Source organism: Streptomyces sp. 147326 (assembly GCF_045000215.1).
GTDB lineage: Bacteria > Actinomycetota > Actinomycetes > Streptomycetales > Streptomycetaceae > Streptomyces.
Genome location: NZ_CP134201.1, coordinates 1658439 through 1681704 on the forward strand (window position 1 = coordinate 1658439; position 23266 = coordinate 1681704).

The following is a 23266-nucleotide window of genomic DNA, read 5'->3' on the forward strand; positions in this document are numbered from 1 at the left end:
ACGAGGTGCGAGGGAGGGAGGGCCGGGTGCCGGTGGAGATCACCTGGTGGGGCCATGCCACGTGCACCGTCGAGGACTCCGGGGTCCGGCTGCTGACGGACCCGCTGTTCGCACGGCGGCTCGCGCACCTGCGACGGCGGCGCGGGGCGGTGCCCCCGCCCGAGGCCGCGGTGGCGGACGTGGTGCTGGTGTCGCACCTGCACGCCGACCATCTGCATCTGCCGTCGCTGGAGCGGCTCGCGCCCGGCACCCGGCTGCTGGTGCCGCGCGGGGCGCGCCGGGCGGTGCCGGGGCTGGCGCGGGCCGCCGGACTGCGCGGGCTGCGGGTGACGGAGCTGCTGCCGGGCGAGGAGGTCGCCGTACGGGAGGGCGTACGGGTACGTGCGGTCAGCGCGCGGCACGACGGGCGGCGGCTGCCGTTCGGGCCGCACCTCGCGCCGGCGCTCGGATACGTGGTCCAGGGCGCGGCCCGGACCTACTTCGCCGGGGACACCGGGCTGTTCGACACGATGGCCGAGGAGGTCGGGCCGGTGGACGTGGCCCTGCTGCCGGTGGGTGGCTGGGGCCCGTACCTGGGCCCGGGCCACCTGGACCCGGGGCGGGCGGCGCAGGCGCTGGCCCGGCTCGCGCCCGCGGCGGCGGTGCCGGTGCACTACGGGACGTACTGGCCCGTCGGGATGGACGCGGTGCGGCCGCACGAATTCCACGCGCCCGGCGAGGAGTTCGAGCGGCGCGCCCGGCAGCTGGCACCGAAGGTGGCCGTACGGGTACCGGGGCACGGCGAGCGGGTGCGGCTGCCGTGACCTGGCGCGAACTCACGGTGGCGGCCGGCCAGGTGCCGCCGGAGACCACCCAGCAGGCGGTGGGGTACCCGGCGTTGTTCCTGCTGGTCGCGTTGGGCGCGCTGGTCCCGGTGATCCCGACGGGCGCGCTGGTGAGTTCGGCGGCGGTGGTGGCGTTCCATCACCAGTCGCCGCCGTTCGGGGTGCTGCTGGTGGTCGCGGTGTCGGCGCTGGCCGCGTTCACCGGGGACCTGGCGCTGTACTGGCTGGGGCAGCGCGGGGTCCGGTCGCGCAACGGCTCGCGGTGGCTGGCGGCGCTGCGCGGCCGGGCCACGCCCGAGCGGCTGGAACAGGCGCAGACCAAGCTGGACAAGCACGGCGTCATGGTGCTGGTGGTCTCCCGGCTGGTGCCGGCGGGCCGGATCCCGGTGATGCTGGCCTGCCTGCTGGCGCAGATGCCGCTGCGCCGCTTCGCCCGCGGCGACGCCCCGGCCTGCCTGGCCTGGGCGGCGACGTACGGCCTGATCGGCATCCTGGGCGGCTCGCTCTTCTCGGAGCCGTGGAAGGGCGTGGCCCTGGCGGTGGGCCTGACCCTGCTGATCAGCGCGGGGCCGGCGCTCTGGCGCCGGCTGCGGGCCCGGCGGCAGGAGCCGTAGGGCGGCGGTCGCCGAGAGGCGAAGGAATCGCCGACGCCAGGCTCTGGACATCAAGTGCACTTGAGTTCCTAGGCTCCTGCTCAACGGGCGATCTTGAACAGCGCTTGAACAGCGAACGGAGCGGATTCACCATGGAGTACTCGCACGACGACGCCGGACTGCTCCAGCAGCCCATCGGCTACTGGAGCTGGGCCGCCTACGACGCGGTCGTCAACCGCACCCGCGGCGCGCTCGCCGGGATCGGCACCACCCAGCCGCAGTGGTGGGTCCTGGCCCAGGTGGCCCAGGCCCCGGAGGCGAAGACCCGCGAGGAGGTGACCGGGACCCTGCAGGGCTATCTCGCCGTGGGAGGGGCGACGGTGGCCGAGGAGATCGACACGGCCATCGCCCGGGGCTGGATCACGCAGGACGCCGAGGGGCTCCTCGGGATCACCTCCGAGGGGCGGGAGTTCTTCGAAAGGGCCGCGGCCCTGCAGAAGGAGCTGTGGGCCGAGCGGCACGCCGGCATCTCGGACGAGGAGTACCTGACCACCCTCAAGGTGCTGCAGCGCTTCATCCACAACACGCACGGCCAGGCCTGGCACCACTAGGGGGCGCCTTGTGGAACAGGCCTGACCGGCAGGACACTTCCTAGTGGACCTGGATGCCCGCGCCGTACGGCTTGCCGCCGCTGTGGCAGATCGCCGTGCTCGTGGTGCCCACGCGCCGCCACGTCGGGTCGTACACCGTGTAGTCCCGTGCGAGGGGCCGGTCGCACCGGGTGTAGACGCGGAACTCCCCGGTTCCGTTGGTGCACGTTCCCGCGGCGGTGGTGCTGGACTTGTACCAGGTGCTGCAGTCGTACGGATCGGCGGCGGCCGGGGTGGCCCCCGCGACCGCGAGGCCGATGCCCAGAGCCGTGGAACTGATCAGTGACACAACGCGTTTCATCGTGGTTCGTCCCCTCCCGATACCCAATGGCTTCGGGATCCGTATCCCCCCTCCACGGCCGGGCATGCGCGGACCGCCCCTCGATCTCCTGCGGCCTCCTGGCCGGGCAGCGTGCGGGAGGCGCCGATCGGGACGTCCCAGAGGTGCTCGCGGGGCAGCCCGGCCCGGGACCAGGCGGCCCGGGTGCGGTGCAGGGGTTCCATGACCGGTTCGGCGGAGAGCACGAAGGTGGCCCAGTGCATGGGCGCCATCCGCAGGGCCCCGAGGTCGAGGCAGGCCTGGACGGCCTCCTCCGGGTCGACGTGGACGTCGCCGAGCCACCAGCGCGGGGCGTAGGCGCCGACCGGCAGGAGGGCGAGGTCGATGCCGGGGTGGCGGCGGCCGATCTCGCCGAACCAGTGGCCGTAGCCGGTGTCGCCCGCGAAGTAGACCCTCCTCGGCGCCGGGCTCCGGGCGTCGGTGAGGATCCAGCCGCCCCACAGCGACCGGCAGGTGTCGATCAGGGACCGCTTCGACCAGTGGTGCGCGGGGACGAACTCGAAGCGTACGCCGTCCAGTTCGGCGGATTCCCACCAGTCGAGATCGGTGACCCGGGTGAAGCCGCGGCGGCGGAACCAGCCGGCGAGGCCGGCCGGGACGAAGAGGGCCGTGTGCCGGGGCAGCCGCTTGAGCGTGGGGGCGTCGAGGTGGTCGTAGTGGTTGTGGCTGATCACCACCGCGTCCACCGGCGGGAGGTCCTCCCAGCGCACCCCGACGGGGGTCATCCGGGCCGGGGTGCCGAGGATCCGCCGGGACCAGACGGGGTCGGTCAGCACCGTCAGCCCGCCGGTCCGCAGCACCCAGCTGGCGTGCCCGGCCCAGGTGACGGAGACCGTGCCGGGGGGCGCGGCGGGCAGTGGGGCGGGCTCGTACGGCAGGTCGGGGATGCCGTGCAGCCCTTCGGGGCGGGGCCGGAAGGCGCCCTCCCGGGCGAGCCGGGCGAAGGCGCGGACGCCGGGGAGGGGGGTGGTCAGCCGGTCCGCGAAGGAGCCGGGCCACCGGCGGTGTTCGCCGAGCGGGCGCGGGGCGGACCGGCTCTCGGGCTCCGGCGGTGCGGGTGCCGGCGGTGCGGGTGCCGGCGGTGCGGGTGCCGGTTCCGATGCCGGTTCCGATGCCGGTTCCGGCTCCGGCTCCGGCTCCGGTTCCGGTTCCGGCCGGGGCGCGGGCCGCTGGCCGACGGCGGGCCGGGCCGGCGCCGTGGACGCGGAGGCGGAGGCAGAGGCGGCGGGGGCGGCGTCCGTCCGGTCCCTCATCGAGCAGTCTCCGTTCACCGGGTCGGGTTTCACAGGGGCGTGTCGGAGGTCAGGCCAGCCCGGCCAGGACCGATCCGAGCAGGTCGAGGGAGCTCCGCACGTGCGGGAGCGCGAGCGGATCGCGGGCGGTGAGCGCGGCCAGCCGCTCCTCCGGGGTGGCGCCCAGCAGCGGCCCGGTGGACAGCCTGACCCGCAACGCGCCCAGTTCGTCCGCGAAGCGCTGCCCGCCGGGCGTCGGCGCGCCGAGCCGGCCGCCGAGCCAGTCCTCCAGTTCCATGGCGTCGCCGACCCCGTGCCGGGCGAGTCCGGCGCGCAGCGGGGTGAGGTCGGCGTAGAGGTGCCGGCCGGCCTGCGGGGGCCGGGCCAGCGCCCCGGCCGCCAGGAGCTCGCGGTGCGCGGCGGCGGCCACAGCGCCGTGCAGGGCGGCGGCCGCGTAGGCGCGTCCGGCGACGGCGTCGGGTTCGTCGAGGGCGTGCGCGGCGGCGCCGGCCACGGGTCCGGCGACCAGCGCGCCGGTGGCGGTGAGGACGTCGAGGGTGCGGGCGCGCAGCCAGGTCCCGCGCGCGGTGCCGGGGAAGCGGACCACGGCGGCGGGCCAGCCGGCGGGCAGCAGTGCGCCGGACAGGTCGACGAGGACGGCCGCCTGTTCGGGGAGCATCTCGGCGGGGCTCAGGACGAGGGTGTCGTGTGGCCGGTGGACGGTGTCGCGCCAGCTCTCGTCGCTGACGACGAACAGCCCGGCGGACTCGGCGGCCTCGCACGCCTCGTGCAGCATCTCGGGCGGGGGCACGGTCGCGGTCGGATCGTCGGCGACCGACAGCAGCAGCACCCGCGGGTCGCCGCCCTCGGCGCGCACCCGCCGTACGGTCTCCAGCAGCGCGTAGGGGTCGGGTACGCCGCCGCACTCGGCCGGGGTCGGCACGTGGTAGGCCCGCCGTCCCAGCAGCCGGACCTGCGGGGTCCACCAGGCGGGACAGGGCCGGGGCAGCATCACATCGCCCCCGTACGCCCCGAGCAGGGCGAGGAGCAGTGCGGGGGCGCCGGGTCCGGCGGCGACGTTCTCCGGGAAGGTGGCGAGCCCGCGCCGCCCCCAGTGCCGGCAGGCGGCCTCGCGTACGGCCGCCCCGCCGCCCGGGGGCTCGGGGGCGGCGCGCCCGGCGGCCGCGGCGAGGACGGAGACCAGTTCGGGCAGTACGGGCAGGCCGGGCTGGGGCGCGGGCGGGCCGTACCGGACCGGGCCGCGGCCCTCCGTCGCCGTGCGCTGCGTCCCCGCCACCGTGTGCCGCCTTCCACCCTCGTCCTGCCACGCTCCGGTGGCCCCGACCCTGGTCCTGACCTTTATACGATTATTTATCCCCGTACGCCCGTTGCCTGGCTGCCGGCGCCGGGCGTCAGCCCTTCCTCCCCACCAGCCCGAGCAGCCTGGTCTGGGCGTTCGCACCCGCCGGCACCTCCAGCGGCGCCGCGTACATGCCGCTCGCCGCGAGCCCGTCGGCGTACGGCATGACCTCCTTGACGGAGAACTCGACGAGGCCGTCCGGCAGCCGGTCGTCGGCGCCGATGCCCCGGGAGAGGTCCCAGGTGTGCACGACGCAGTCGGCGGTCAGCTCCGAGCAGTACGCCGACCCGAGCGCGGGCCCGTACGAGAGCCGCACGGTCCGGTCCAGCGCGCCGGAGGCGGCGAAGGCGGCGTGCGCGGCGGCCGAGGCCCTGTCCCAGGCCGCGACCGGGTCGTCGCCCAGCACGTCGCCGGAGAACGCGTCGCCGAGCTCCTCGACGGTGCGGCCCTCGGTGACCAGCGGCGGGATCCAGAGCTGCTCGGTGGTGACGTGGTTGACCAACTCCCGCACGTTCCATTCCGCGCACGGGGTCGGCGCGTCCCACTGGTCGCCCTTGACGGCCCGCACCCGTTCTCCGAAGAGCCGCAGCGCCTCGGCGTGCTGTTCGAGCAGCGTCTCCGGCATGGCCCTCACCGTCCTCTGCCATGGCTCACGTCCCCCAGGAGCCACTCTCCTCGCACCTGCATTTCCCTGCCACCGACCTGCCCAACCCCCTTGGCACACAAGGCTGGTGTCCACATGTCAAAACGTCGATCTCAAATGACGAACTGATCCCTTACGGTGGGTCCAACGCTTCGACGAGGAGGGTCCGGCCATGAACCCCGCCAAGGAAACCGCCGTCTACACCCACGGCCACCACGAGTCCGTCCTGCGCTCGCACCGCTGGCGCACCGCCGAGAACTCCGCCGCGTACCTGATCGGCGAGCTGCGCCCGGGGATGTCCGTACTGGACGTCGGCTGCGGCCCGGGCACGATCACCGCGGACCTGGCGGAGCTGGTCGCGCCGGGCGGCCGGGTCACCGCGGTCGACGCGGCACAGGACGTGGTCGAACGGGCCCGGGCGCACGCGGCGGAGCGCGGGGTGAGCGGCATCGAGTTCGGCACGGCGGACGTCCACGCGCTGGACTTCCCGGACGACACCTTCGACGTGGTCCACGCCCACCAGGTGCTGCAGCACGTGGGCGACCCGGTCCAGGCGCTGCGCGAGATGCGGCGGGTGTGCCGGCCGGGCGGGATCGTGGCGGCGCGCGACGCCGACTACGCGGCGATGACCTGGTGCCCGGCGACGCCGGGCCTGGACGAATGGCTGAGCCTGTACCGGCGCGTCGCCCGCGCGAACGGCGGCGAGCCGGACGCGGGACGCCGGCTGCGGGCGTGGGCCCGGCAGGCCGGCTTCACGGACGTGACCTCGTCGGCGACGGCCTGGTGCTTCGCCACCCCGGAGGAGGCCGCGTGGTGGTCGGCGCTGTGGGCGGACCGTACGACGGCCTCCTCGTACGCCGCCATCGCCACCGGCGGGGGCCACGCGACCGGCTCCGACCTGGCCGCTGCCGCGGAGGCCTGGCGCGTGTGGGGCGCGGCCCCCGACGCCTGGTTCTCGGTCCTGAACGGCGAGATCCTCTGCCGGGCCTGAGCTCCGTAGCCCGCGCGGCCCCGCTTCCAGAGGGGCCGGCCCCGGCGGTGGCGGCGCGCGCGGGCGGCTACAGGGGCGGCCGCATGCGGAAGTCGTACCGCGCCGGCAGCGGGCGGTCGGTGAGGGCGGACCAGACCTCGGACAGGGTTTCCTCGCCCTCCCGGAGGTCCGGGATCTCGAAGCCGTCCTCGAAGGCCCGCCGCGCCGCGGCCACATGACCCTCCGCCGCCAGCAGCCGCGCGGCGAGGAGCCGGAAGCGGCCCTGTTCCCGCAGGGCCGGCCGGAGCCGGTCCCAGACGCGGCGGGCCTCCGGGAGGCGGTTGGCGGCCAGCAGGGCCGTCATCGCCTCGCAGCCCAGCGCGGCCTCCGCCGGGGCCCACGCGTCGCCGCCGCGGCTCTCCCCCGCCAGGTCCTCGAAGGCCGCCGCGTACCCGTCGGCGGCCCGCGCCGGATCCCCGGCGAGCGCGTCAGCCACCGCCAGGCACCTCAGCAGCGGCCACCGCGACGGCGCCAGCGCCAGCCCGCGCTCCCAGCTCCGTACGGCCTGCGCCACGTCCCCGGCGTGCCACTGCGCCACGCCCAGGTGGTACTCGGTCAGCGGATCCGCGGGGGCCGTTTCCAGCATGTCCCGCCAGTGCGCGGCGACCAGGCTCGGGCCCGGCGGGACCACCCGCCGTGGGGCGGGGAGGACGCCCGTGCGCCACAGCTCCAGCCACGGGGCCTGTTCCTCGCCGAGGGTGGACTCCCCGAAGGGGGTGCCCGGCAGTGCGAAGCCCCCGCACATCACCTCCAGCGCGCCCCAGCCGGAGCCCTGCGCGAGCCGCTCGCCCGGTTCGGCGTCGGCGCACTCGCGCCACGCCTTGTACGCCGCCTCCACCCGCTCCGCCGGGAGCGCCCGCGCCAGCGCGTGCTCGGCCGCGCCGCGCGCCGCCGCCCAGTCGGCCCCGTGCACCGCCGCGGGTTCCGCGGCCAGCGGCCCGTACGCCTCCAGCCAGCTGAACTCCCCGCCGCCCTCCAGCCGTACGTGCTCCAGCTGGGTGCGGGCGAGGCCGGCCTGGATCTCCGCGTAGCCGCCCGTGCCCGGTTCGGTCAGCCACTCCTGCCAGCGCCGGCCGCCGCCGCCCGCGCCCCAGACGAACAGCTTGCGCCCGCGCAGCCGCCCGGTGGAGGTCTGCGCGAGCCCCTGCCCGGCCGCGTCCAGCGAGGCGATCCAGGGCCTGGCCCCGGGCTCGACCTCGTAGAAGAAGTCGGCCGGGTACCCGCTGCGCAGCGGGTACGTGCGGTCCGCGCCCTCCCACTCCGGTACGGGGATGCGGCGCAGCGCGCGCTCGTACCCGAAGTGCCAGGCCTCGTCGGCGGGGGCGAGCACGCGCGTGCCCTCGTCCTCGGGGACGGCGATGTTGGACCACCAGTACACGGGCGCGGGCCGCTCGTGCGGGTTGCGCACGCGGACGCCGACGTAGAGGAACTCCGACTCCGCGGGCAGCCACAGGTCCACCTGGAAGGGCAGGTCGCGCAGGCGTTCCCACTCCCACAGCCGGACCATCACGCCCCCGTCCGGGGCGGGGACGAGCGCGGCGTGCAGCGGGGCGCAGGAGAGGGTGGTGTGGCCGGTCGCGCCGATGTTCCACTCGATGCCGCCGGAGAACCAGGCCCCGTTCAGCGCGAAGTTGGCTGGCTGGAACACCGGGTTGCGGTAGAGCAGTTCGCGTCCCGTCGGCAGGTGCACGAGCGAGTGGACGCGCCCGCCCAGCTCCGGGAGCACGGTGACCCTCAGGTGCTCGTTCTCGATGACGACCGACTCGAACTCCCGCTCCGACCGCTCCCGCCGGTACCCGTCCCGGATCCGGACGGGCAGCAGGGAGCGCAGCGGCTCGTACCCGATCTGCCGTGCCATGTCGCGCGGCAGCCCCGCGCGCCTGGGGGCACCTCCCAGCGGTAGCTGGGGGAGCTCGTCCAGGTCGTGCACGCCGTCGGGCGCGCGCAGGGCGGGCAGTGGGTTCTCGGCGCCCAACGGGGCTGCGGGAAGGGTCAGTGCGGCGCGGCGGACGGTGGTGGCCATGGGGAAATGGAACACGCCACGGCGGCCGGTGCACAGGGGTTCCGCGGATCACCACCGGTCAGGATTACGCAAAGGTGTGCGCAAGGGTTACCTGAAGGCACCCGCGACCAGGTCGGCCAGGAGTGCGCCCGCACGCCCGTCCGGGTCCAGGTCCGGGTCGTAGATGGTGACGTTGATCCCGACGCAGCGCGGCGAACGCACCAGCACGCCGAGCAGTTCGGCGAGTTCGTCGGGGACCAGCCCGCCGGGGTCGGGGCTGTCCACGGCCGGCATGACGGCCGGGTCCAGCACGTCGGCGTCCAGGTGCACCCAGAACCCCGCGGTGTCCGGCGGGTGCAGCCCTTCCAGCGCCGCCCGCGCCACCGGTCCGGCCCCGCGCTCGCGGATCTCCCCGACGGTGGCCGCGGAGATCCCGGCCGCGTGCAGCTCCGCGAGGTCCGGGTCCCCGTCCCGCAGGCCGAAGAGCCGTACGTCCTCGTCCCGCAGGTAGGGGGCCCGCCCTTCCAGGTTGGCGAGACCGGCCTGGCCGCGCCCGGTGGAGAGGGCGAGTTCCTCGCCGCCGGCCGCGCCGACGGGCCCGTTCACCGCCTCGTTGCCGGGGTGGCGGAAGTCGGCGGAGCCGTCGATCGCGGCCAGTCCGTACCGGCCGATCCGGCGCATGGCGAGGGCGGCGCCCAGCTGGATCGAGCAGTCGCCGCCGAGGACGACGGGGAACTCACCGGCGCGCAGGTGGCGTTCGATCCGGTCGGCGAGCGTGACGGTGTACGCGGCGAGGGCTTCGGCGTGGAACACGCCGTCGCCCTCCCGCCAGTCGCCGCGGTCGTAGCGCGGCGGGACCACCACCCCGCCCTCGCGTGCGCCGAGGCGGGCGAGGAGGCCCTGTTCGCGCAGGGCCCCGGCGAGCTTGTAGACGCCGGGTACGGTGCCGGGCGCGGGCGGGCGCAGGCCGAGGTTGGACGGGGCGTCGAGGAGCACGAGGGTTCGCATGCCCTCATCCTGTGCGACGGACCCCCTCGGGGGGCGGCATTTCGGCGGTGACCGCCCAGCGCTCGTGGTCGCGCCAGGCCCCGTCGACGTAAAGGAAGTCGGGGGAGAGCCCTTCCAGCCGGAAGCCGGCGCCCCGCACGAGGGCGATCGAGGCGGTGTTGCCCGGCTGGATGTTGGCCTCCAGGCGGTGCAGTCCGAGGCCGTCGGCGGGCTCCGGGGCGAAGGCGTGGGCGAGGACGAGCCCGAGGGCCTCGCGGAACAGGCCCCGCCCGGCGGCGTGCGCGAAGGCCCCGTAGCCGAGGGCCCCGCACTGGAAGGCCCCGCGCACGATGTTGTTGACGTTGACGAAGCCGGCGATGGCCCCGGTCTCCCGCTCGCAGACGAGGAACCCGGCGCGGCCCTCGCCGTCGGTCAGCCGGGCCGCGTAGGGCTCGTACTCCTCGAGGGTGGCGGGCGGCGCCAGCCACGGGTGGTGGAGCTCGCGGCTCTCGTGCGCGCGTGCGGTGAACTCGGGCCCGTCGGCGAGCCGGAGGGGGCGCAGGGCCACGCGCTCGCCCTCCCGGAGGTAGGTCGAAAAGCTCATCGCCCCAGGCTAGGCCGTGTGGCACCATCACCGCGTGATCAAGGACGAGACGAGCACGGTGCTGCGCCGGGCCGCGCTGAACAACGCCGTGTGGTGCGACGCGGTGTGCGCGGCGCACGGCCTGTCGCCCCAGTACGACGACGAGTACCTGTGGCTCAGCACGAGCCGGACCCCGCCGCTGTACCCCGATGCGGTGACCCTGGACGCGGGCGTCCCGGCGCAGTCCGTCCTCCAGTGGATCGACACGGACTCCCCCGGCTGCTCGGTGAAGGACAGTTTCGCCTGCCTGGACCTGGCCGGGGACGGGTTCGAGGTGCTGTTCGAGGCGCAGTGGATCCACCGCCCGGCCGGCGTTCCGCTTCCGGAGGCGGCCTCCTCCGGCCTGGAGTGGTCCGAGGTGACCGGCGCCGGGGAACTGGCGGCCTGGGAGGCCGCCTGGGACGGCGAGGAGAGCACCGGGCTGTTCCGGCCGTCCCTGCTCCGCGAGGGCATCGCCTTCCTCGCGGGCCGGGCCGCTGGGGACGCCGGGGGCCGGATCGTCGCCGGGGCGGTCGCGAGCACCGGAGGCGGTGTGGTGGGCGTCTCCAACCTGTTCGCCCGTGACGGGGCCACGGCCGGGGCGGCCTGGGCGGGCGCCCTCACCTCGATCGCCGCCCGCCGGCCGGACCTGGACGTCGTCGGCTACGAGGGCGGGGCCGACCTGGACATCGCGGTCCGCAGCGGTTTCACCGCCATCGGCCCGCTGCGGGTCTGGCTGCGCACCAGCGAGAGGACCCACTACCTGCGGCGCAGGGCGGCACAGCACGGCGGCCCACCGCTTTGCGCATCATGATCGACTTCGATCAGGCTGGGTGACATGACATCGCATCAGACGAGTGGGCTCATCGGCGCCGCATTCGGAGTCTTCTTCGTCCAGGCGAACGCCGGAGCCCTGCCGGCGGCCGTCGCCCTTCCCCTGCGCTTCCTCGCGATAGCCGCGTTCATCTCGCTGTTCATCGCGCTGCGCCGCTCCCGCGTGCCCTCGGCCGCCACCGGCGGCACGGCGCCGCGGCGGTTCGGGCGGGGCTACCTCCTCGTGGTGGCCGCCGAGGTGGCCGTCGTCGCGGCCGGCCTCTTCGTCATCAACCGCCTGCTGCACGCCCCGCAGGCCACGGTCGGCTGGATCGCCCCGGTCGTCGGCCTGCACTTCTTCGGCCTCGCGGCGGTCTGGCGCATGCCGTCGCTCCGGCTGCTGGCGGCCTCGATGTCCGCCTGTGGGGCCGTCGGCCTGGTGCTGGCCGCCTGCGGCTGCTCCGCGGCCGTCATCGCGGCGGTCGCGGGCATGGCCCCGGGCGCCCTGCTGCTCGACTCCGTCTGGTGGAGCGTGCGGACCGCGCCCGGGCCCGCCGGCATCCCCGCCTGACCGGCCGCTCAGGCCTCCAGCGCCAGCCGGGGGACGTCGGTCCGGTCGATGCCGAAGACCTGGGCGTACAGGGACAGTTCGGCCTCCAGCGCCCGGATCATGGTGTCCGCCCGGCGGAAGCCGTGGCCTTCGCCCGCGAAGGCCACGTAGGCGTGCGGCACAGGGGCGTGCGGCACCGGCCGGCCCCGCAGGGCGGCCAGGAAGCGCTCCGCCTGGGCCGGCGGGCAGACCGCGTCGTCCAGGCCCTGGAGCAGGACGAACGGCGCCGTGATCCGGTCGGCGCGGGCGACCGGGGAGCGCTCGCGGCAGAGCACGGTGAGGGTCTGCGGCGGCCCGGCCAGGCTCTCGACGTAGCGGGACTCCAGGTCGTGGGTCTCCTCCGCGAAGCCCAGCAGGTCCAGCACCGGGTAGATGATCGCGGCGCAGGCGTACAGGTCGGTGGCGGCCAGCGACGCCGCCGCCGTCCAGCCGCCCGCGCTGCCCCCGCGGATGGCGAGCCGGGCGGGGTCGGCGGTGCCCTCGGCGGCCAGCGCCCGGGCCACCGCCGCGCAGTCCTCGACGTCCACCACGCCCCACTGCCCGCGCAGCCGCTCCCGGTAGGCGCGCCCGTAGCCGGTGGACCCGCCGTAGTTGACCTCGACCACGCCGATTCCGCGCGAGGTGAAGTACGCGATGTGCAGGTCGAGTACGGGCGGCACGTGGTCGGTGGGGCCGCCGTGCGCCCACACCACGTACGGGGGCAGCTCGTCGGCGGGGGCCCGGCAGGCGGGGTGGTGCGGCGGGTAGACGTGCGCGTGGATCTGGCGGTTGTCGGAGCCGAGGAAGGTGCGGCTCTGCGGCTCCGGGTAGTAGGCCGGGTCCACCGGGTCCACGCCCTGCGCGCCGATCACCCGGGCGTGCCCGGTCGCGGTGTCCAGTTCGACGACCTCGTACGCGCTGCGCGGGCTGGCGGCGACCCCGTAGACGCGGGTGCCGTGCACGGCGAGCGTCGGCTGCCAGGCCGTCCACGGCCCGGCCGCGTCGACCAGGTCGCCGCTCTCGGCGTCCAGGATGCCGAGCACCGGGGAACCCTGGCCGTGCAGGACGGCGAGGAGCCCTCCCCCGGCACCCGCGGCCCGGGTGGCGCCGTCGGGCAGGGGGGCGATCCAGCGCAGCCCGGGTTTCCACAGCGGGCCGCCGAACTCCTCTTCCCTGGGGCACAGGTTGACGGCCTCGCCCGTCTCCGGGTCCACCCCGTACGGGTTCCACCAGCCGCCGCGGTCGCTCACCGCGAGGAGGGTTCCGCCGGCCGTCCAGTCCACCTGGGCCACCGCTTCCTCGGGGCCGCCCAGCACGGTCCGGACCCCGGTCAGCCTTCCGTCCGCGGTGACCTCGGCCAGCTTCAGTTCGGTGCCGTCCCAGGGCATCCGGGGGTGGTCCCACGCCAGCCAGGCCGCGCGCCGGCCGTCCGGGGAGAGCCGGGGGCCGGTGGTGAACCGGTGCCGGCCGTCCGTCAACTCCCTTACGGCCGAACGGTCTTCCGCGGCCGATCCGTCGAGCGGTACGGCGGCCAGCACCCGGCGCACATCGGTCGGCGCGGGCCCGGTGAACTCCTCCAGCACGCACCAGACCTCACCGCCGCGCAGCACCGGATCGGCCCAGCGCAGTCCGCCGCCGGTCCCGGACAGGGGGGTGAGGGGCCGTGGCTCCGGGGCGCCGGGCGCGTCGGGCTCGTACGCGTACAGCCGCTGGTCGGCGAAGTGGACGAAGACCAGCAGGGGGCCGCCGACGGGCCGTTCGGCTCCGGCCCAGGGCAGCCCGCCGTACTCGGTGACCCGGCTGCGCACGTTCCACGGAGCGGGCAGCTCGGTGAACTCGGCGCCCCCGTCGGCGAGTCGGCGCCGGACCAGGGTGCGGCGGCCGCCCTCGCGCGGCCGGGGCTCGGTCCACCACACCTCGGGGCCGACCGTGCCGACGTACTCGGGCCGTCCGTCGAGCGCGGCGGCGAGCGCGGCCTCGATGGGCGAGGGCCAGCTTCCGTACGGCCGGGTCGGCGCCGCCATCACCGGGCCCCGCTCACAGGGACCGCAGCGCGTGGTCGAGGACGCGGACACCGAAGTGCAGGGCTTCGACGGGGACCCGCTCGTCCACGCCGTGGAAGAGGGCCCAGTAGTCGAAGCCGGGCGGCAGCTTCAGCGGGGAGAAGCCGTACCCGGTGATGCCGAGGCGGGAGAACTGCTTGGCGTCGGTGCCGCCCGCCATGCAGAAGGGCACCACGTGCCCGTCCGGGTCGAACCGCTCGACGGACTCGCGCAGGATCCCGAACGTCCGTCCGTCCACCGGGGCCTGGAGCGAAACCTCCCGGTGGTGGAACTCCCAGTCCACGTCGGGGCCGGTCAGCTCGTTCAGGGTGGCGGTGAACTCGGCTTCGCCGCCCGGCACCGTCCGTCCGTCGACGTAGGCGGTGGCGTGTTCGGGGACCACGTTGAGCTTGTAACCGGCGCTCAGCATCGTCGGGTTGGCGCTGTTGCGCACGGTCGCCTCCAGCAGGACGGCGGCCGGGCCGAGCTTGCCGAGGACCGTGTCGAGGTCGAAGCCGGGCCGGCGCGGGTCGACCGACAGGTCCTGCAGGGCGGCCAGTTCGGTGATGCAGGCGGTGACGGTGTCGGTGAGCCGGACCGGCCACTCGTACTCGCCGATCCGTGCCACGGCGGCGGCGAGCCGGCTGACCGCGTTGGCCTTGTTGGGCTTGGAGCCGTGCCCCGCGGTGCCGCGCGCGGTCAGCTTCAGCCAGGCCGTGCCCCGTTCGCCGGCGGCGATCGGGTAGAGGGCCCGGCCGCCGGGGCCGGTGTGCACGGTGAAGGCTCCGGACTCGCTGATGCCCTCCGTGCAGCCCTCGAAGAGGTGCGGGTGCCGCTCCGCGAGGAAGCCCGACCCGTCGACCGCGCTGTCCTCCTCGTCGGCGGTGTAGGCGATCACGATGTCCCGCCGCGGCTTCACTCCGGCGCGCGCCCAGGCCCGTACCACGGCCAGCACCATCGCGTCCGTGTTCTTCATGTCGACGGCGCCGCGCCCCCACACCACTCCGTCGCGGATCTCGCCGGAGAAGGGGTCCACGGTCCAGTCGGCGGCCTCGGCGGGCACGACGTCGAGGTGGCCGTGGACGAGGAGGGCCTCGGCGGTGGGATCGGCGCCCTCGATCCGCGCGACGACGTTGGTGCGGCCCGGGGTGCGCTCCAGCAGGACCGGTTCCAGCCCGGCCGCGGCGAGCCGCTCGGCAACGTACTCGGCGGCGGGGCGCTCGCGGCAGTCGCCGCCGCCCCGGTTGCTGGTGTCGATCCGGATGAGGCCCGAGGTGAACTCGACGGCCTCGTCGAGGGCCGCTTCGTCAATGGCGCCGTCGGCCTCGGCGGGTGCCCCGTCATTGATTGCGTGCATGTCAGCCATACTGCTCCTCCACGGCCGCCGAGACGACCGTCGTGACCGCCTTGAAGGCGCGGATCCCCTCGTACATCGTCTCGCTGGTGTACGCGACCCTGCGCTCCCCGCACCGCTCCACGCCCGGGACCACCGTCGCGGCCATGGCCAGGTGCTCGGCGTCGAACTCCAGCTCCACGGCGAACGGGCCGCCGCCGACCGGCTCGTACCGTACGGCCAGGGCGGCCGCCTCCTTGGCCGCGGCCCGGATGTCGGCGGCGGTGCGGGCGGGGGTCCGGCAGACGGCGGCGTAGCGCGAGACGTGGTCCTTGACCGCGACGGTCACCGCGTCCGGGGCGTAGCCGGCGGCGTCGACGCAGGTGAGGTCGTCGCCGGTGACGAGGACGACGGGGACGCCGTACTCGGCGACGACGTGCGCGTTGAGCAGCCCCTCGCTGGCGCGCACCTCGTTGACCCAGACCCCGGTGATGGAGTTGGCGAGGTAGGTGTGGGCGAGGACGCCCTCGGTGCCGGCGCCCGTGTGGTAACCGACGAAGGCGATGCCGTCGACGTCGCCGCGCTGGACGCCCTCGACCATGGAGAGGGTCTTGTGGCGGCCGGTGAGCATCTCCGCGCGGGCGTCGAGCCGCTCCAGCAGCAGATTGCGCATGGTCCAGTGCGCCTCGTTGATGACGACCTGGTCGGCGCCGCCGTCGTAGAAGCCGAGCACGGCGGCGTTGACGTCGGAGGTGAACATCGACCGGCAGCGCTCCCACTGCGGGGTGCCGGGCAGGACGTCGGCGGGCCAGGTGACGCCGGTGGCGCCTTCCATGTCGGCGGAGATGAGGATCTTCATCGGGCCCCCGTGCGGTCGGATGCGCAGGGCCCCACACTAACCGCCGCACCCCTCCCCGGCCCGGGGCCACGCCCGGCCCCCGCGGGTCCGTTCAGTTCACCCGATCCGGTGAGGCCGTGTACCCGGCCCCACCGGCAACGGCCGGGCTCAGGCCTCGACTTCGGCGGCCAGGTTGGCGAGCAGGGTGTCGTAGATGCGGGCGAGGCCCTTGGGCGCGAAGGTGCGCTCGAAGAAGCCGCCGATGCCGCCGGCGCCGTTCCAGACGGTGGTGACGACGGCCTTGGACTTGCCCTCGCCGGCCGGGATGACCACCCAGGTGGTGACCATGGAGGAGTTGCGGTCCTTCTCCACGAGCTGTCCGTCGGTGGGCTCGGTGACCTCGAGCAGGCAGTCGCGCACGCGCTTGCTGGTGGCCTGGAGCTTCCAGTGGACGAGGGTGCCCTCGCCGTCGCCGCCCTCGCGCACCTCGTACTCGCTGAAGTGCTCGGGCAGCAGCTTCTGCCGGGTTCCGCTGTAGTCGGCCAGCGTGTCGAAGACCGTCTCCGCGTCGGCTCCGATGATGCGCTCCGTGGTGGCCTCGACCTGCGCCATGCCTGTTCCTCCAGCAGTTGTGTCCGCTCGTCACGGCGAAGCCAACCACCTCCGGGGCGGTGGCCCAAATCCGGGTCAGACGTGGCAGCGGACGGACACGAGCAGGGTGTCGGCGGGCAGCCGGGCCAGGTACGCGCCCGGGCCGCCCCGGCCCGCCCCCGGCGGGGCGTGCGGGCAGGTCTCGGGGTCGTCGCAGGCTCCGTGCAGCCCGGCCGGATCCGGTAGCCGATCCGGTCCGCGCCTCCGCACATCCGCCAGTGGTCCCAGATCCGCAGGTCGTGGGAGATGTCGCCGCCGCGGTCGTACCGGAAGGGCGCCGTCGCCTCGCCGATCGCCGCCTCCAGCCGGTCCCGGGCCCCGCTCGGAAGGCACACCGTGAGTCTGCATCCCGCCATGGGGCGCAGCCTGCCACCCCACGCACATCACCGACCAGCGGTTTCCTCGGCCCGCACGATCATGGGAACATTTGTTCTATTCTCTCTGCAGAGCTACGAGGGAGGCGCACCATGCGCTGGGAGAACCTGACCGAGGGCACCGCGGGTCCGGCCGCGCTCTTCGGGGCCGACGCCGTCGTGACGCGGACCTTCGACACCCCCGAGTTCCGCGGGATCACCTTCCACGAGGTGCGGGCCCGCTCGATCGTCAACCGGGTGCCCGGCGCCTCGCGCATGCCGTTCGAATGGACCGTCAACCCGTACCGCGGCTGCAGCCACGCCTGTGTGTACTGCTTCGTTCTCCTTGCTTAGTTGCAGTGTCTCTTTCTGCGCCTCACCCGTCCGAGTGATTCCATCGGAATCCTCGGCAATCAGGCGTGTCGCTTTCTAGCGTGAAGCGCATGTACCTGACCTACTTCTCACCCGCTGGGTGGGACATGTGGGGCCTCGGCCGGAAGCCGTTGATCCGGGAAGGCACGCCCGTTCTCATCGATGAGGATCTGCGATTCGAAGACAACGGGACGCCCAGACCCACCGTCGCCGTCAACCGATGGCTGCGGGAACTTCCCACGATGGGCGTCCCCGCAGCGAAGTCATGGAAGGCGTACGCGCAGGCCCTTCGCACCTGGCTGGAGTTCCTTCACGGCCGCCAGGTGCATCCCTTCGCTGACCGGCAACAGCTGCGCGCCGTGCTGAGCGCGTTCGCCGAGCACCGGTTCAACGGTCCACTGGAGGTCCGCTGGGACGGGTCCACCTGGAACAACCGGATCACCATCGTCTCGGGGTTCTACAAGTGGGCGCTCCGGGAGGGTCTGTGCACGGACGTACCGTTCACATACGCCCAGGTCACCCACTACAGCTCGACCGGTCCCCACGAAGAGACGCGGAACCTCGCGACCGTGAGGCGGGCGAAGCCTCACGTGACCGTCAAGTACCTGGAAGCCGACTTCAAGGACGTCTTCCTACGCGGGCTGGCAGGTCTGACGCCCGACGGCGAAGAAGACACCGCGCCGGACCGCTTCCGCGGCCGCCACCTTGGCCGTAACGCGGCAATGGGCAGCCTGGTGGTCTCGTCCGGGCTGCGAGCCCAGGAGTTCACGCACCTGCTCACCTACGAGATTCCGGACCTGCCGGCACGGCGCACCCGTGTCCCCATCCGGTGGCCGTTGGCGAAGGCGGTAACCAAGGGGACAAAACCGCGAGAAACCTGGATCAACTACGGCGCCCTTGCCGAGGTCCGTCAGTACATCGACCTGGACCGGGACGTGGCGACGCACGGCAGCACCTACCAGCCAGATTCACGTCTCGGCGACCCGCTAGTCATCGCAGACCCTCACTGGGAAGGCGCCAAGGTCAACGGGCGTGCTGTCTCCTGGCGTCGCCTCGGCCCGATCGAGCGACGACGTCTGGTGGCTCCCGACGGCACCTCGCCGCTGGTGGCGCTGCAGTCGAACGGTGAGCCGTTCATCGACTGGGGAACCGTCTTCCGGCGCACCTCCCAGCGCATCCGGGAACGGTTTGAGCCGCGATTCCCCACCGTTACGCCTCATACCCTGCGTCACACATTCGCGATGGCGACCATGGAAGCTCTGATCAAGGGCTACTACCAGCAAGCCGCGCAATTGGTCGTGGACACCGACGAGGACGCCGCGCTCGCGCTGTATCTGACGAAGTCCGAGCCAATCCTGGTCCTGCGCGACCTGTTGGGACATTCCAGCACCTCCACCACAGAGGTCTATCTGATGCGTCTCGATACGCAGCGCATCTTTCGGGAGGCCTATGAGCGGGCGGGATCACGGAGCGGCCTGCTCGGTTCGGCGGCACGGGCCGAGGCTGCGGAAGAGTTCGACAATGAAGGTGGCATCTGATGCCCGCAACCGTGCACCACGAACCGCTTCGAGTCGAGTGCGTGTTCCCTGACGGAACCCGCTGGACAGCGCGGCTGGATGACACCCAGAACCTGGCGTTGGCCACTGATCTGGCCCTCGGCCTGACCTCGTGTATCCACCCGCACGGGAGGATCACCAAGCTCTCCACCGTCAGGGGTCACGTCGCCACGTTGAAGACGATGGTCACCCACCTGTCCAGGGACGGATTCATCGGCCGAGCCGCAGATCTCAGCAGGTCGAACATGGTGAAGCATTGGCTCGCATTCGACTACTACCACGGCGCGAAGACCCGAGCGCTGTTGTCCGGGTACGACCGGGAGACCGGCGCACTACGCCAGGAAGTACGGGTCCATCTGGAGGGCCGGGCGCTCAAATCACGACCGGCGTCCGAGCCGCACAAACCGTACACGGACGGCGAGTGGCAGCGACTCCAGGACGTCATGCGACGGCTAGCGAACGAGGCCTGGCAGGGTCACAAGAGCGCGCTGGAACTGGCTGCCTCAGGAGACGATCCTCGTGAGTACGGAATGAGCCGGGAGAACGTGGCCTGGCTACTCCTCAACCACGGCCCAATGTCCAGCAGAGAGCTCATCGCGGCCACGGGCTGCACCCAGAAGAGCCAGTGGGTGAAGGCAGACCTACCGAAGCTGAGGAGTGCGCTCTACCCGTCCGCGTACGTCATGCATGCCCACCGCCTGCTTCTCGGTATGTACACAGGGGTCGTCCCGGACGGCATCGCCGATCTCGGCCTGGACGGCATCACCTGGGCTGGTAACAGCACCGTGCTTATGGACTACGTCAAGGGACGAAGCGGCCCGGAGGCCGTGACGATCACCAAGCGGGCTGTCGCACTGCTGGAACGATGGCTGGCTCTCTCCGCCCCGCTCCGAAACATCGCGGCACCTGAGCTGCGCGAAGACCTCTGGCTCCTCGCCCGGCGGCGGACCGCTCTCGCCGAATCCACATCGCCCTACGTCGTCGTGAACATCGACAAGGGCGGCGACCGCGCGAAACAGCAACGGGAACTGGTTTCACTCCACGGCGTACTCGACGACTCAGGCCAGGCACTCCAGATCCATGCCTCCCGTATCCGCGAGACCCACATCAACATCGGTGCTCGACGTTCGTGGACGGGCCGCACCACGATCGACCCGAACCACACTCCAGGGGTCGAAGGAGACCACTACGCCAGCGCACAGACCCCAGCACAGAAGGACGCCATCGGGACGATCGTCGAGGAGGCCCAGGCCGACGTTCTACGCAAGGCCCTGCCACCGACCGTACTGACTCAAGACGAACTGGCCTCTGTTGCCGCCGGCCTACCGGACGCAGCAGCACGACTCGGGCTGGACGGAGATGAGTTGGCGGAGTTGCTTGGCGGCGAGCGGGACGTGTTCACCGCATCGTGCAAGAACCAGCTGGCCGGGATTCACGGACCAAAAGGGAAACCTTGCCCGGCTCGGCCCTGGGTCTGCCTGCTCTGCCCGCTGTCGGTGTTCATGCCCCGGCATGCGCCAAACCTACTCCGACTCAAGGCCTATTTCTCCCGCCAGTTCCGCCAGATGACCAATGCCCAGTTCATCGCCATCTTCGGCCCGTACGCCGATCGGCTGGAGCGAGACATCCTGGCCAGATTCCCAACTGCCGTACTGGAACGGGCCGCCATGACCGTCATCGATCGTGACGCGGAGATCCCGCTTCGGCCCGAGGAGTTGACCGCATGACGATTGCGGCAGTCATGCCAACCGTTCCAGTCCGGGCATATGCACCCATCCCGTCCTCACTCTCCAACCGGTCCCCATTCGCACATGTGGACATTTGCGAGGCGGCCGGACTGGAGCTGGTTCCCACCGCACACCGCCCTCGCTTCGAAGAGGATCTGTGGATCTTGGAAGGCCTCGCTCACGCACCGGCGTCCATGAGACGGGTTTACAAGCGGTGGAGCTTCGCCCCGATCCTCAATCCGGCTTGGCGGCTGGTCGCGAAGGAACTCGTGCTCGCCTTGCTCGTGCCGAACCACGAGTCTGTGGCTGAACTTCCGCACGCCTTTCGCACGCCCATCAAACCGAACAGCGTCTACGGCACGCTGATGGCGCTCACCCACTGGCTCAACCACCTCACCGGGCAGGGCATCGTGACGCTGGAAGACGTCCGGCAGGAGCACTGCGACGCCTACCTCGAGATCCGGAGGCGACGTATGGACGGCACCGGGGAGATCGAGCCCAGCAGCTTGGCTAGCATCGTCAGGCCAATCCTGTACCTCGCCAGGTACGGGGAACTGTTCACGGCGGACGCCTACACATCGGGGTTCTTCCCGTGGGATGGGCGGCCCGCGGGACAGGTAGCAGGATGGATACAACGCAACGCGGGAAATGTGACCCCGCCTGTTCCGGACAACGTGTTCCAACCGATGCTAGATTCCGCCCTCTACATCGTGGACACGATCGGCCCGTACGTCGCCGCCGAGCTGAGGAAATTCCTTGACTTCGCAGCATCCGCAAGGGCTATGCCACAGCACCGGTCACTGACCGGAACCGACCGCAGTCGAATCCTGGCCGCTATCGAGGAGTATGCCCGTGACGGCCTGCCGTTCCCACGGTTGGTGGGCAACAAGGTTAGTCTCCGCGTCAACAAGGGTTGGCGACGGGACGACCCGCTCCTGACGGTGAACACACAGCGATTCGCGCAGATGGTCATCGGCGTCCGCAACTTCAACGCCCGTGACCTGGCGATGCTGAGACCGGCCTGGGAGGCCGCCGTAGCGGCGGTGGGAGTCGGCGGGGACTGTGGCCTGCGAGCCGAACTCGTCCCGCGCCACGACGAGCCGTCGGTCAAGATCCCGTGGACGCTGCCTCTAGAAGGAAGCGAGCTGCGGGCCTTGTCCAAGGTCGTGCTGTCGGCTTGCCTGCTGGTCACGGCCGCGATCAGCGGCATGCGTGCCAGCGAACTCGAAGAACTCGACTCGTCCTCGTGCCTACCACCGACCGAGACAATCGGCGGCGGCGTCCGCCACCGGCTCGGATCACGATTGATCAAGGGCCGTAAGTTCGGAGGCACCCCTGAGGAATGGGTTGTCATCGAGGAGCCGTACCGGGCCGTCCAACTCGCCATCCGCTTTTCAGACCCCAACAGCAACAGTGCGTTGTTCGGCGGCGAGACGCTCGACGTCGGCAAGGCCTACACGGGGTTCCGGGAATGGGTGAACGGACCGGCCGGTCAGCGCCTCGGACTACCGATCATTCCGGCGGGGCCGGTCAACGCCCGTATGCTCCGACGCACGTTGGCGCTCGCCCTGGCCCACCGGCCCATGGGGCTGCTGGCCGCGAAGATCCACCTCAAGCACGTAAGTGTGGCGACCACCGAGGGATACGCGCACCTACCCGGCGGATCGCAGGGCGTCTTCCTCGAGGAGGTCCGGGAGGCAGAGGAAGAACATCATGTCGAGCTGACGCGCGAGGCATTCAGGGACTTCCAGAAGGGGGTCATGCCAGCCGGGCCAGGTGCGTCAGGGCTGATAGCCGCGTTTACCCACATCGACGCCGAGCTCAGAGAACACGAGGCGGGCGAAGCCAAAGTACTGGACAGTGATCGCCGCCTAGAGAACCTGCTACAGCGTGAGGCCAAGAACCTGCACGTCGGGGTGGCGAACTACTGCTGGAACCGCGATCCGGACAAGATGCTGTGCTGGAAACTCGCCGGCACCACACCCAAGGCCGACAGCAAACCGATGGTCGGGATGTGCGACTCCGCCCGGTGTTCGCAGGCCACACACCACCCGTGCCACCGCGAGGTTTGGCAGAGCAGTCACGACAGCCAGAAGGTCTTCCTCAGAACCATCGGCCGCAACAAGGTAGCGAAGGCGGCCCTCCAAGCTGATGTGGACCGAAGTCGGCGGGTACTGGAAGAGATCGATGCCGCTGCGCTCACCGCCTCAGCAAGGGATGGGCAGTGACATGGCACGGCTGACAGACGACGTGAAGGCCCAAAACGAAGAGGCTGTCCGAGCGGCGATGGACCGTCTCCTGCGCGGCGACCTCCAGAACGGCGGGAAGCTGGACCTGAAGACACTGGCGGCCGAGGCCGGCGTCCCGCGCACCGGATTCTACGCAAAGAAAAACCGCGACGGTTCGGAGCGACCCGGCCCGTACCAGCATCTCGGCGAGGAATTCCTACGGCGCCTCGCCATGCTTCAGGAGGCTGGGAAAGTCGTGGACCCACGGGACGCCCAGATCGCCCGCCTCAAGGCAGCCAACCAGGACCTGCAGGAGCGCGTAGCCAAACGCAACGACAGGATCCAGGAACTCACCAACTTCCAGAAGAAGGCACTCTCTCGCCTGGCCGCCCAGCATGAAGAAATTATCAGCCTCAGGGAGTACCTATCTGAGCCCAGGAACATGCGCACCCTACGCGTACACGACCCTTCGAAAATGTGA

22 protein-coding genes and 1 pseudogene are annotated in these 23266 nt (G+C 72.3%); 11 read left to right on the forward strand and 12 right to left on the reverse strand.

The annotated features are described in order from the left end of the window. Window positions 1-26 precede the first annotated feature (26 nt). From RIU97_RS07575 to RIU97_RS07585, 3 genes are all read left to right on the forward strand, one after another. On the forward strand, window positions 27-803 hold the full coding sequence (locus RIU97_RS07575) for an MBL fold metallo-hydrolase (protein WP_404962784.1): 777 nt from the start codon (window positions 27-29) through the stop codon (window positions 801-803). After that, window positions 800-1438, forward strand: coding sequence for a DedA family protein (locus tag RIU97_RS07580; protein WP_404954425.1), 639 nt, complete (start codon window positions 800-802; stop codon window positions 1436-1438). The genes RIU97_RS07575 and RIU97_RS07580 overlap by 4 nt, the downstream gene beginning before the upstream one ends. Before the next feature lie 131 nt (window positions 1439-1569). Further along, on the forward strand, window positions 1570-2028 hold the full coding sequence (locus RIU97_RS07585) for a MarR family winged helix-turn-helix transcriptional regulator (protein ID WP_404954427.1): 459 nt from the start codon (window positions 1570-1572) through the stop codon (window positions 2026-2028). Between the two features lie 40 nt (window positions 2029-2068). On the opposite strand, the gene RIU97_RS07590 is transcribed toward RIU97_RS07585, so the two are convergent. The 4 genes from RIU97_RS07590 to RIU97_RS07605 form a co-directional block, all read right to left on the reverse strand. Beyond that, on the reverse strand, window positions 2069-2368 hold the full coding sequence (locus RIU97_RS07590) for a hypothetical protein (RefSeq protein WP_404954429.1): 300 nt from the start codon (window positions 2366-2368) through the stop codon (window positions 2069-2071). Beyond that, a complete protein-coding gene (locus RIU97_RS07595) occupies window positions 2365-3660 on the reverse strand; it encodes an MBL fold metallo-hydrolase (RefSeq protein ID WP_404954431.1) in 1296 nt (431 codons plus the stop codon). Before RIU97_RS07595 ends, RIU97_RS07590 begins: the two co-directional genes overlap by 4 nt. 49 nt (window positions 3661-3709) lie before the next feature. Beyond that, window positions 3710-4936 carry an aminotransferase class I/II-fold pyridoxal phosphate-dependent enzyme gene (locus tag RIU97_RS07600; protein WP_404954433.1) on the reverse strand — a complete coding sequence of 409 codons (1227 nt, stop codon included), beginning with the start codon at window positions 4934-4936 and terminating at the stop codon, window positions 3710-3712. A gap of 115 nt (window positions 4937-5051) precedes the next feature. Next, complete coding sequence (locus RIU97_RS07605) at window positions 5052-5624, reverse strand: TIGR03086 family metal-binding protein (RefSeq protein ID WP_404954435.1); 573 nt, start codon at window positions 5622-5624, stop codon at window positions 5052-5054. Between the two features lie 190 nt (window positions 5625-5814). Here RIU97_RS07605 and RIU97_RS07610 point away from each other — a divergent pair, with 190 nt between their 5' ends. Beyond that, on the forward strand, window positions 5815-6633 hold the full coding sequence (locus RIU97_RS07610) for a methyltransferase domain-containing protein (RefSeq protein ID WP_404954437.1): 819 nt from the start codon (window positions 5815-5817) through the stop codon (window positions 6631-6633). Between the two features lie 67 nt (window positions 6634-6700). Here the strand turns inward: RIU97_RS07610 and RIU97_RS07615 are convergent, their stop codons facing one another. From RIU97_RS07615 to RIU97_RS07625, 3 genes are all read right to left on the reverse strand, one after another. Next, on the reverse strand, window positions 6701-8695 hold the full coding sequence (locus tag RIU97_RS07615) for a DUF5107 domain-containing protein (RefSeq protein WP_404954440.1): 1995 nt from the start codon (window positions 8693-8695) through the stop codon (window positions 6701-6703). An 87-nt stretch (window positions 8696-8782) separates the two neighbouring features. Further along, window positions 8783-9682 (reverse strand): arginase family protein, encoded by a 900-nt coding sequence (locus RIU97_RS07620; RefSeq protein ID WP_404954443.1) that lies wholly within the window; start codon window positions 9680-9682, stop codon window positions 8783-8785. A 4-nt stretch (window positions 9683-9686) separates the two neighbouring features. Next, entirely contained in the window at window positions 9687-10265 is a 579-nt protein-coding gene (locus RIU97_RS07625) for a GNAT family N-acetyltransferase (protein WP_404954445.1), read from the reverse strand. A gap of 34 nt (window positions 10266-10299) precedes the next feature. Between RIU97_RS07625 and RIU97_RS07630 the strand changes: the two genes are divergently transcribed. Continuing rightward, window positions 10300-11097 carry a hypothetical protein gene (locus RIU97_RS07630; protein ID WP_404954447.1) on the forward strand — a complete coding sequence of 266 codons (798 nt, stop codon included), beginning with the start codon at window positions 10300-10302 and terminating at the stop codon, window positions 11095-11097. 24 nt (window positions 11098-11121) lie between these two features. Beyond that, complete coding sequence (locus RIU97_RS07635) at window positions 11122-11667, forward strand: hypothetical protein (RefSeq protein ID WP_404954450.1); 546 nt, start codon at window positions 11122-11124, stop codon at window positions 11665-11667. An 8-nt stretch (window positions 11668-11675) separates the two neighbouring features. Here the strand turns inward: RIU97_RS07635 and RIU97_RS07640 are convergent, their stop codons facing one another. From RIU97_RS07640 to RIU97_RS07660, 5 genes are all read right to left on the reverse strand, one after another. After that, window positions 11676-13709, reverse strand: coding sequence for a prolyl oligopeptidase family serine peptidase (locus RIU97_RS07640; RefSeq protein ID WP_404954452.1), 2034 nt, complete (start codon window positions 13707-13709; stop codon window positions 11676-11678). A gap of 13 nt (window positions 13710-13722) precedes the next feature. Then, complete coding sequence (locus RIU97_RS07645; RefSeq protein WP_404954455.1) at window positions 13723-15084, reverse strand: M20/M25/M40 family metallo-hydrolase; 1362 nt, start codon at window positions 15082-15084, stop codon at window positions 13723-13725. Window position 15085: 1 nt separating this feature from the next. Further along, window positions 15086-15919 carry a M55 family metallopeptidase gene (locus RIU97_RS07650; RefSeq protein ID WP_404954458.1) on the reverse strand — a complete coding sequence of 278 codons (834 nt, stop codon included), beginning with the start codon at window positions 15917-15919 and terminating at the stop codon, window positions 15086-15088. Window positions 15920-16066: 147 nt separating this feature from the next. Further along, window positions 16067-16510, reverse strand: coding sequence for an SRPBCC family protein (locus tag RIU97_RS07655; RefSeq protein ID WP_404954460.1), 444 nt, complete (start codon window positions 16508-16510; stop codon window positions 16067-16069). A gap of 75 nt (window positions 16511-16585) precedes the next feature. Beyond that, complete coding sequence (locus tag RIU97_RS07660) at window positions 16586-16759, reverse strand: hypothetical protein (protein WP_404954463.1); 174 nt, start codon at window positions 16757-16759, stop codon at window positions 16586-16588. A 257-nt stretch (window positions 16760-17016) separates the two neighbouring features. Here RIU97_RS07660 and RIU97_RS07665 point away from each other — a divergent pair. The 5 genes and pseudogenes from RIU97_RS07665 to RIU97_RS07685 form a co-directional block, all read left to right on the forward strand. Further along, a pseudogene (locus RIU97_RS07665) lies at window positions 17017-17241 on the forward strand (radical SAM protein); the annotation flags it as partial. A 104-nt stretch (window positions 17242-17345) separates the two neighbouring features. Further along, window positions 17346-18812, forward strand: a complete 1467-nt coding sequence (locus tag RIU97_RS07670) for a tyrosine-type recombinase/integrase (RefSeq protein WP_404954466.1) — start codon at window positions 17346-17348, stop codon at window positions 18810-18812. Next, window positions 18812-20557 (forward strand): hypothetical protein, encoded by a 1746-nt coding sequence (locus RIU97_RS07675; protein ID WP_404954469.1) that lies wholly within the window; start codon window positions 18812-18814, stop codon window positions 20555-20557. The genes RIU97_RS07670 and RIU97_RS07675 overlap by 1 nt, the downstream gene beginning before the upstream one ends. Window positions 20558-20721: 164 nt before the next feature. Continuing rightward, a complete protein-coding gene (locus RIU97_RS07680; RefSeq protein WP_404954471.1) occupies window positions 20722-22785 on the forward strand; it encodes a hypothetical protein in 2064 nt (687 codons plus the stop codon). Between the two features lies 1 nt (window position 22786). Next, the gene (locus RIU97_RS07685) at window positions 22787-23266 is read left to right on the forward strand and encodes a hypothetical protein (protein WP_404954473.1); all 480 of its coding nucleotides are present in this window, start codon (window positions 22787-22789) and stop codon (window positions 23264-23266) included.

Bases quoted from the DNA above. Each gene is read 5' to 3' on its own strand.
- RIU97_RS07685 (WP_404954473.1), top strand. From the start codon at position 22,787: ATGGCACGGCTGACAGACGACGTGAAGGCCCAAAACGAAGAGGCTGTC.
- RIU97_RS07610 (WP_404954437.1), top strand. From the start codon at position 5,815: ATGAACCCCGCCAAGGAAACCGCCGTCTACACCCACGGCCACCACGAG.
- RIU97_RS07640 (WP_404954452.1), bottom strand. From the start codon at position 13,709: ATGGCGGCGCCGACCCGGCCGTACGGAAGCTGGCCCTCGCCCATCGAG.
- RIU97_RS07655 (WP_404954460.1), bottom strand. From the start codon at position 16,510: ATGGCGCAGGTCGAGGCCACCACGGAGCGCATCATCGGAGCCGACGCG.
- RIU97_RS07645 (WP_404954455.1), bottom strand. From the start codon at position 15,084: ATGCACGCAATCAATGACGGGGCACCCGCCGAGGCCGACGGCGCCATT.
- RIU97_RS07675 (WP_404954469.1), top strand. From the start codon at position 18,812: ATGCCCGCAACCGTGCACCACGAACCGCTTCGAGTCGAGTGCGTGTTC.
- RIU97_RS07615 (WP_404954440.1), bottom strand. From the start codon at position 8,695: ATGGCCACCACCGTCCGCCGCGCCGCACTGACCCTTCCCGCAGCCCCG.
- RIU97_RS07605 (WP_404954435.1), bottom strand. From the start codon at position 5,624: ATGCCGGAGACGCTGCTCGAACAGCACGCCGAGGCGCTGCGGCTCTTC.
- RIU97_RS07590 (WP_404954429.1), bottom strand. From the start codon at position 2,368: ATGAAACGCGTTGTGTCACTGATCAGTTCCACGGCTCTGGGCATCGGC.
- RIU97_RS07670 (WP_404954466.1), top strand. From the start codon at position 17,346: ATGTACCTGACCTACTTCTCACCCGCTGGGTGGGACATGTGGGGCCTC.
- RIU97_RS07625 (WP_404954445.1), bottom strand. From the start codon at position 10,265: ATGAGCTTTTCGACCTACCTCCGGGAGGGCGAGCGCGTGGCCCTGCGC.
- RIU97_RS07635 (WP_404954450.1), top strand. From the start codon at position 11,122: ATGACATCGCATCAGACGAGTGGGCTCATCGGCGCCGCATTCGGAGTC.
- RIU97_RS07650 (WP_404954458.1), bottom strand. From the start codon at position 15,919: ATGAAGATCCTCATCTCCGCCGACATGGAAGGCGCCACCGGCGTCACC.
- RIU97_RS07585 (WP_404954427.1), top strand. From the start codon at position 1,570: ATGGAGTACTCGCACGACGACGCCGGACTGCTCCAGCAGCCCATCGGC.
- RIU97_RS07620 (WP_404954443.1), bottom strand. From the start codon at position 9,682: ATGCGAACCCTCGTGCTCCTCGACGCCCCGTCCAACCTCGGCCTGCGC.
- RIU97_RS07595 (WP_404954431.1), bottom strand. From the start codon at position 3,660: ATGAGGGACCGGACGGACGCCGCCCCCGCCGCCTCTGCCTCCGCCTCC.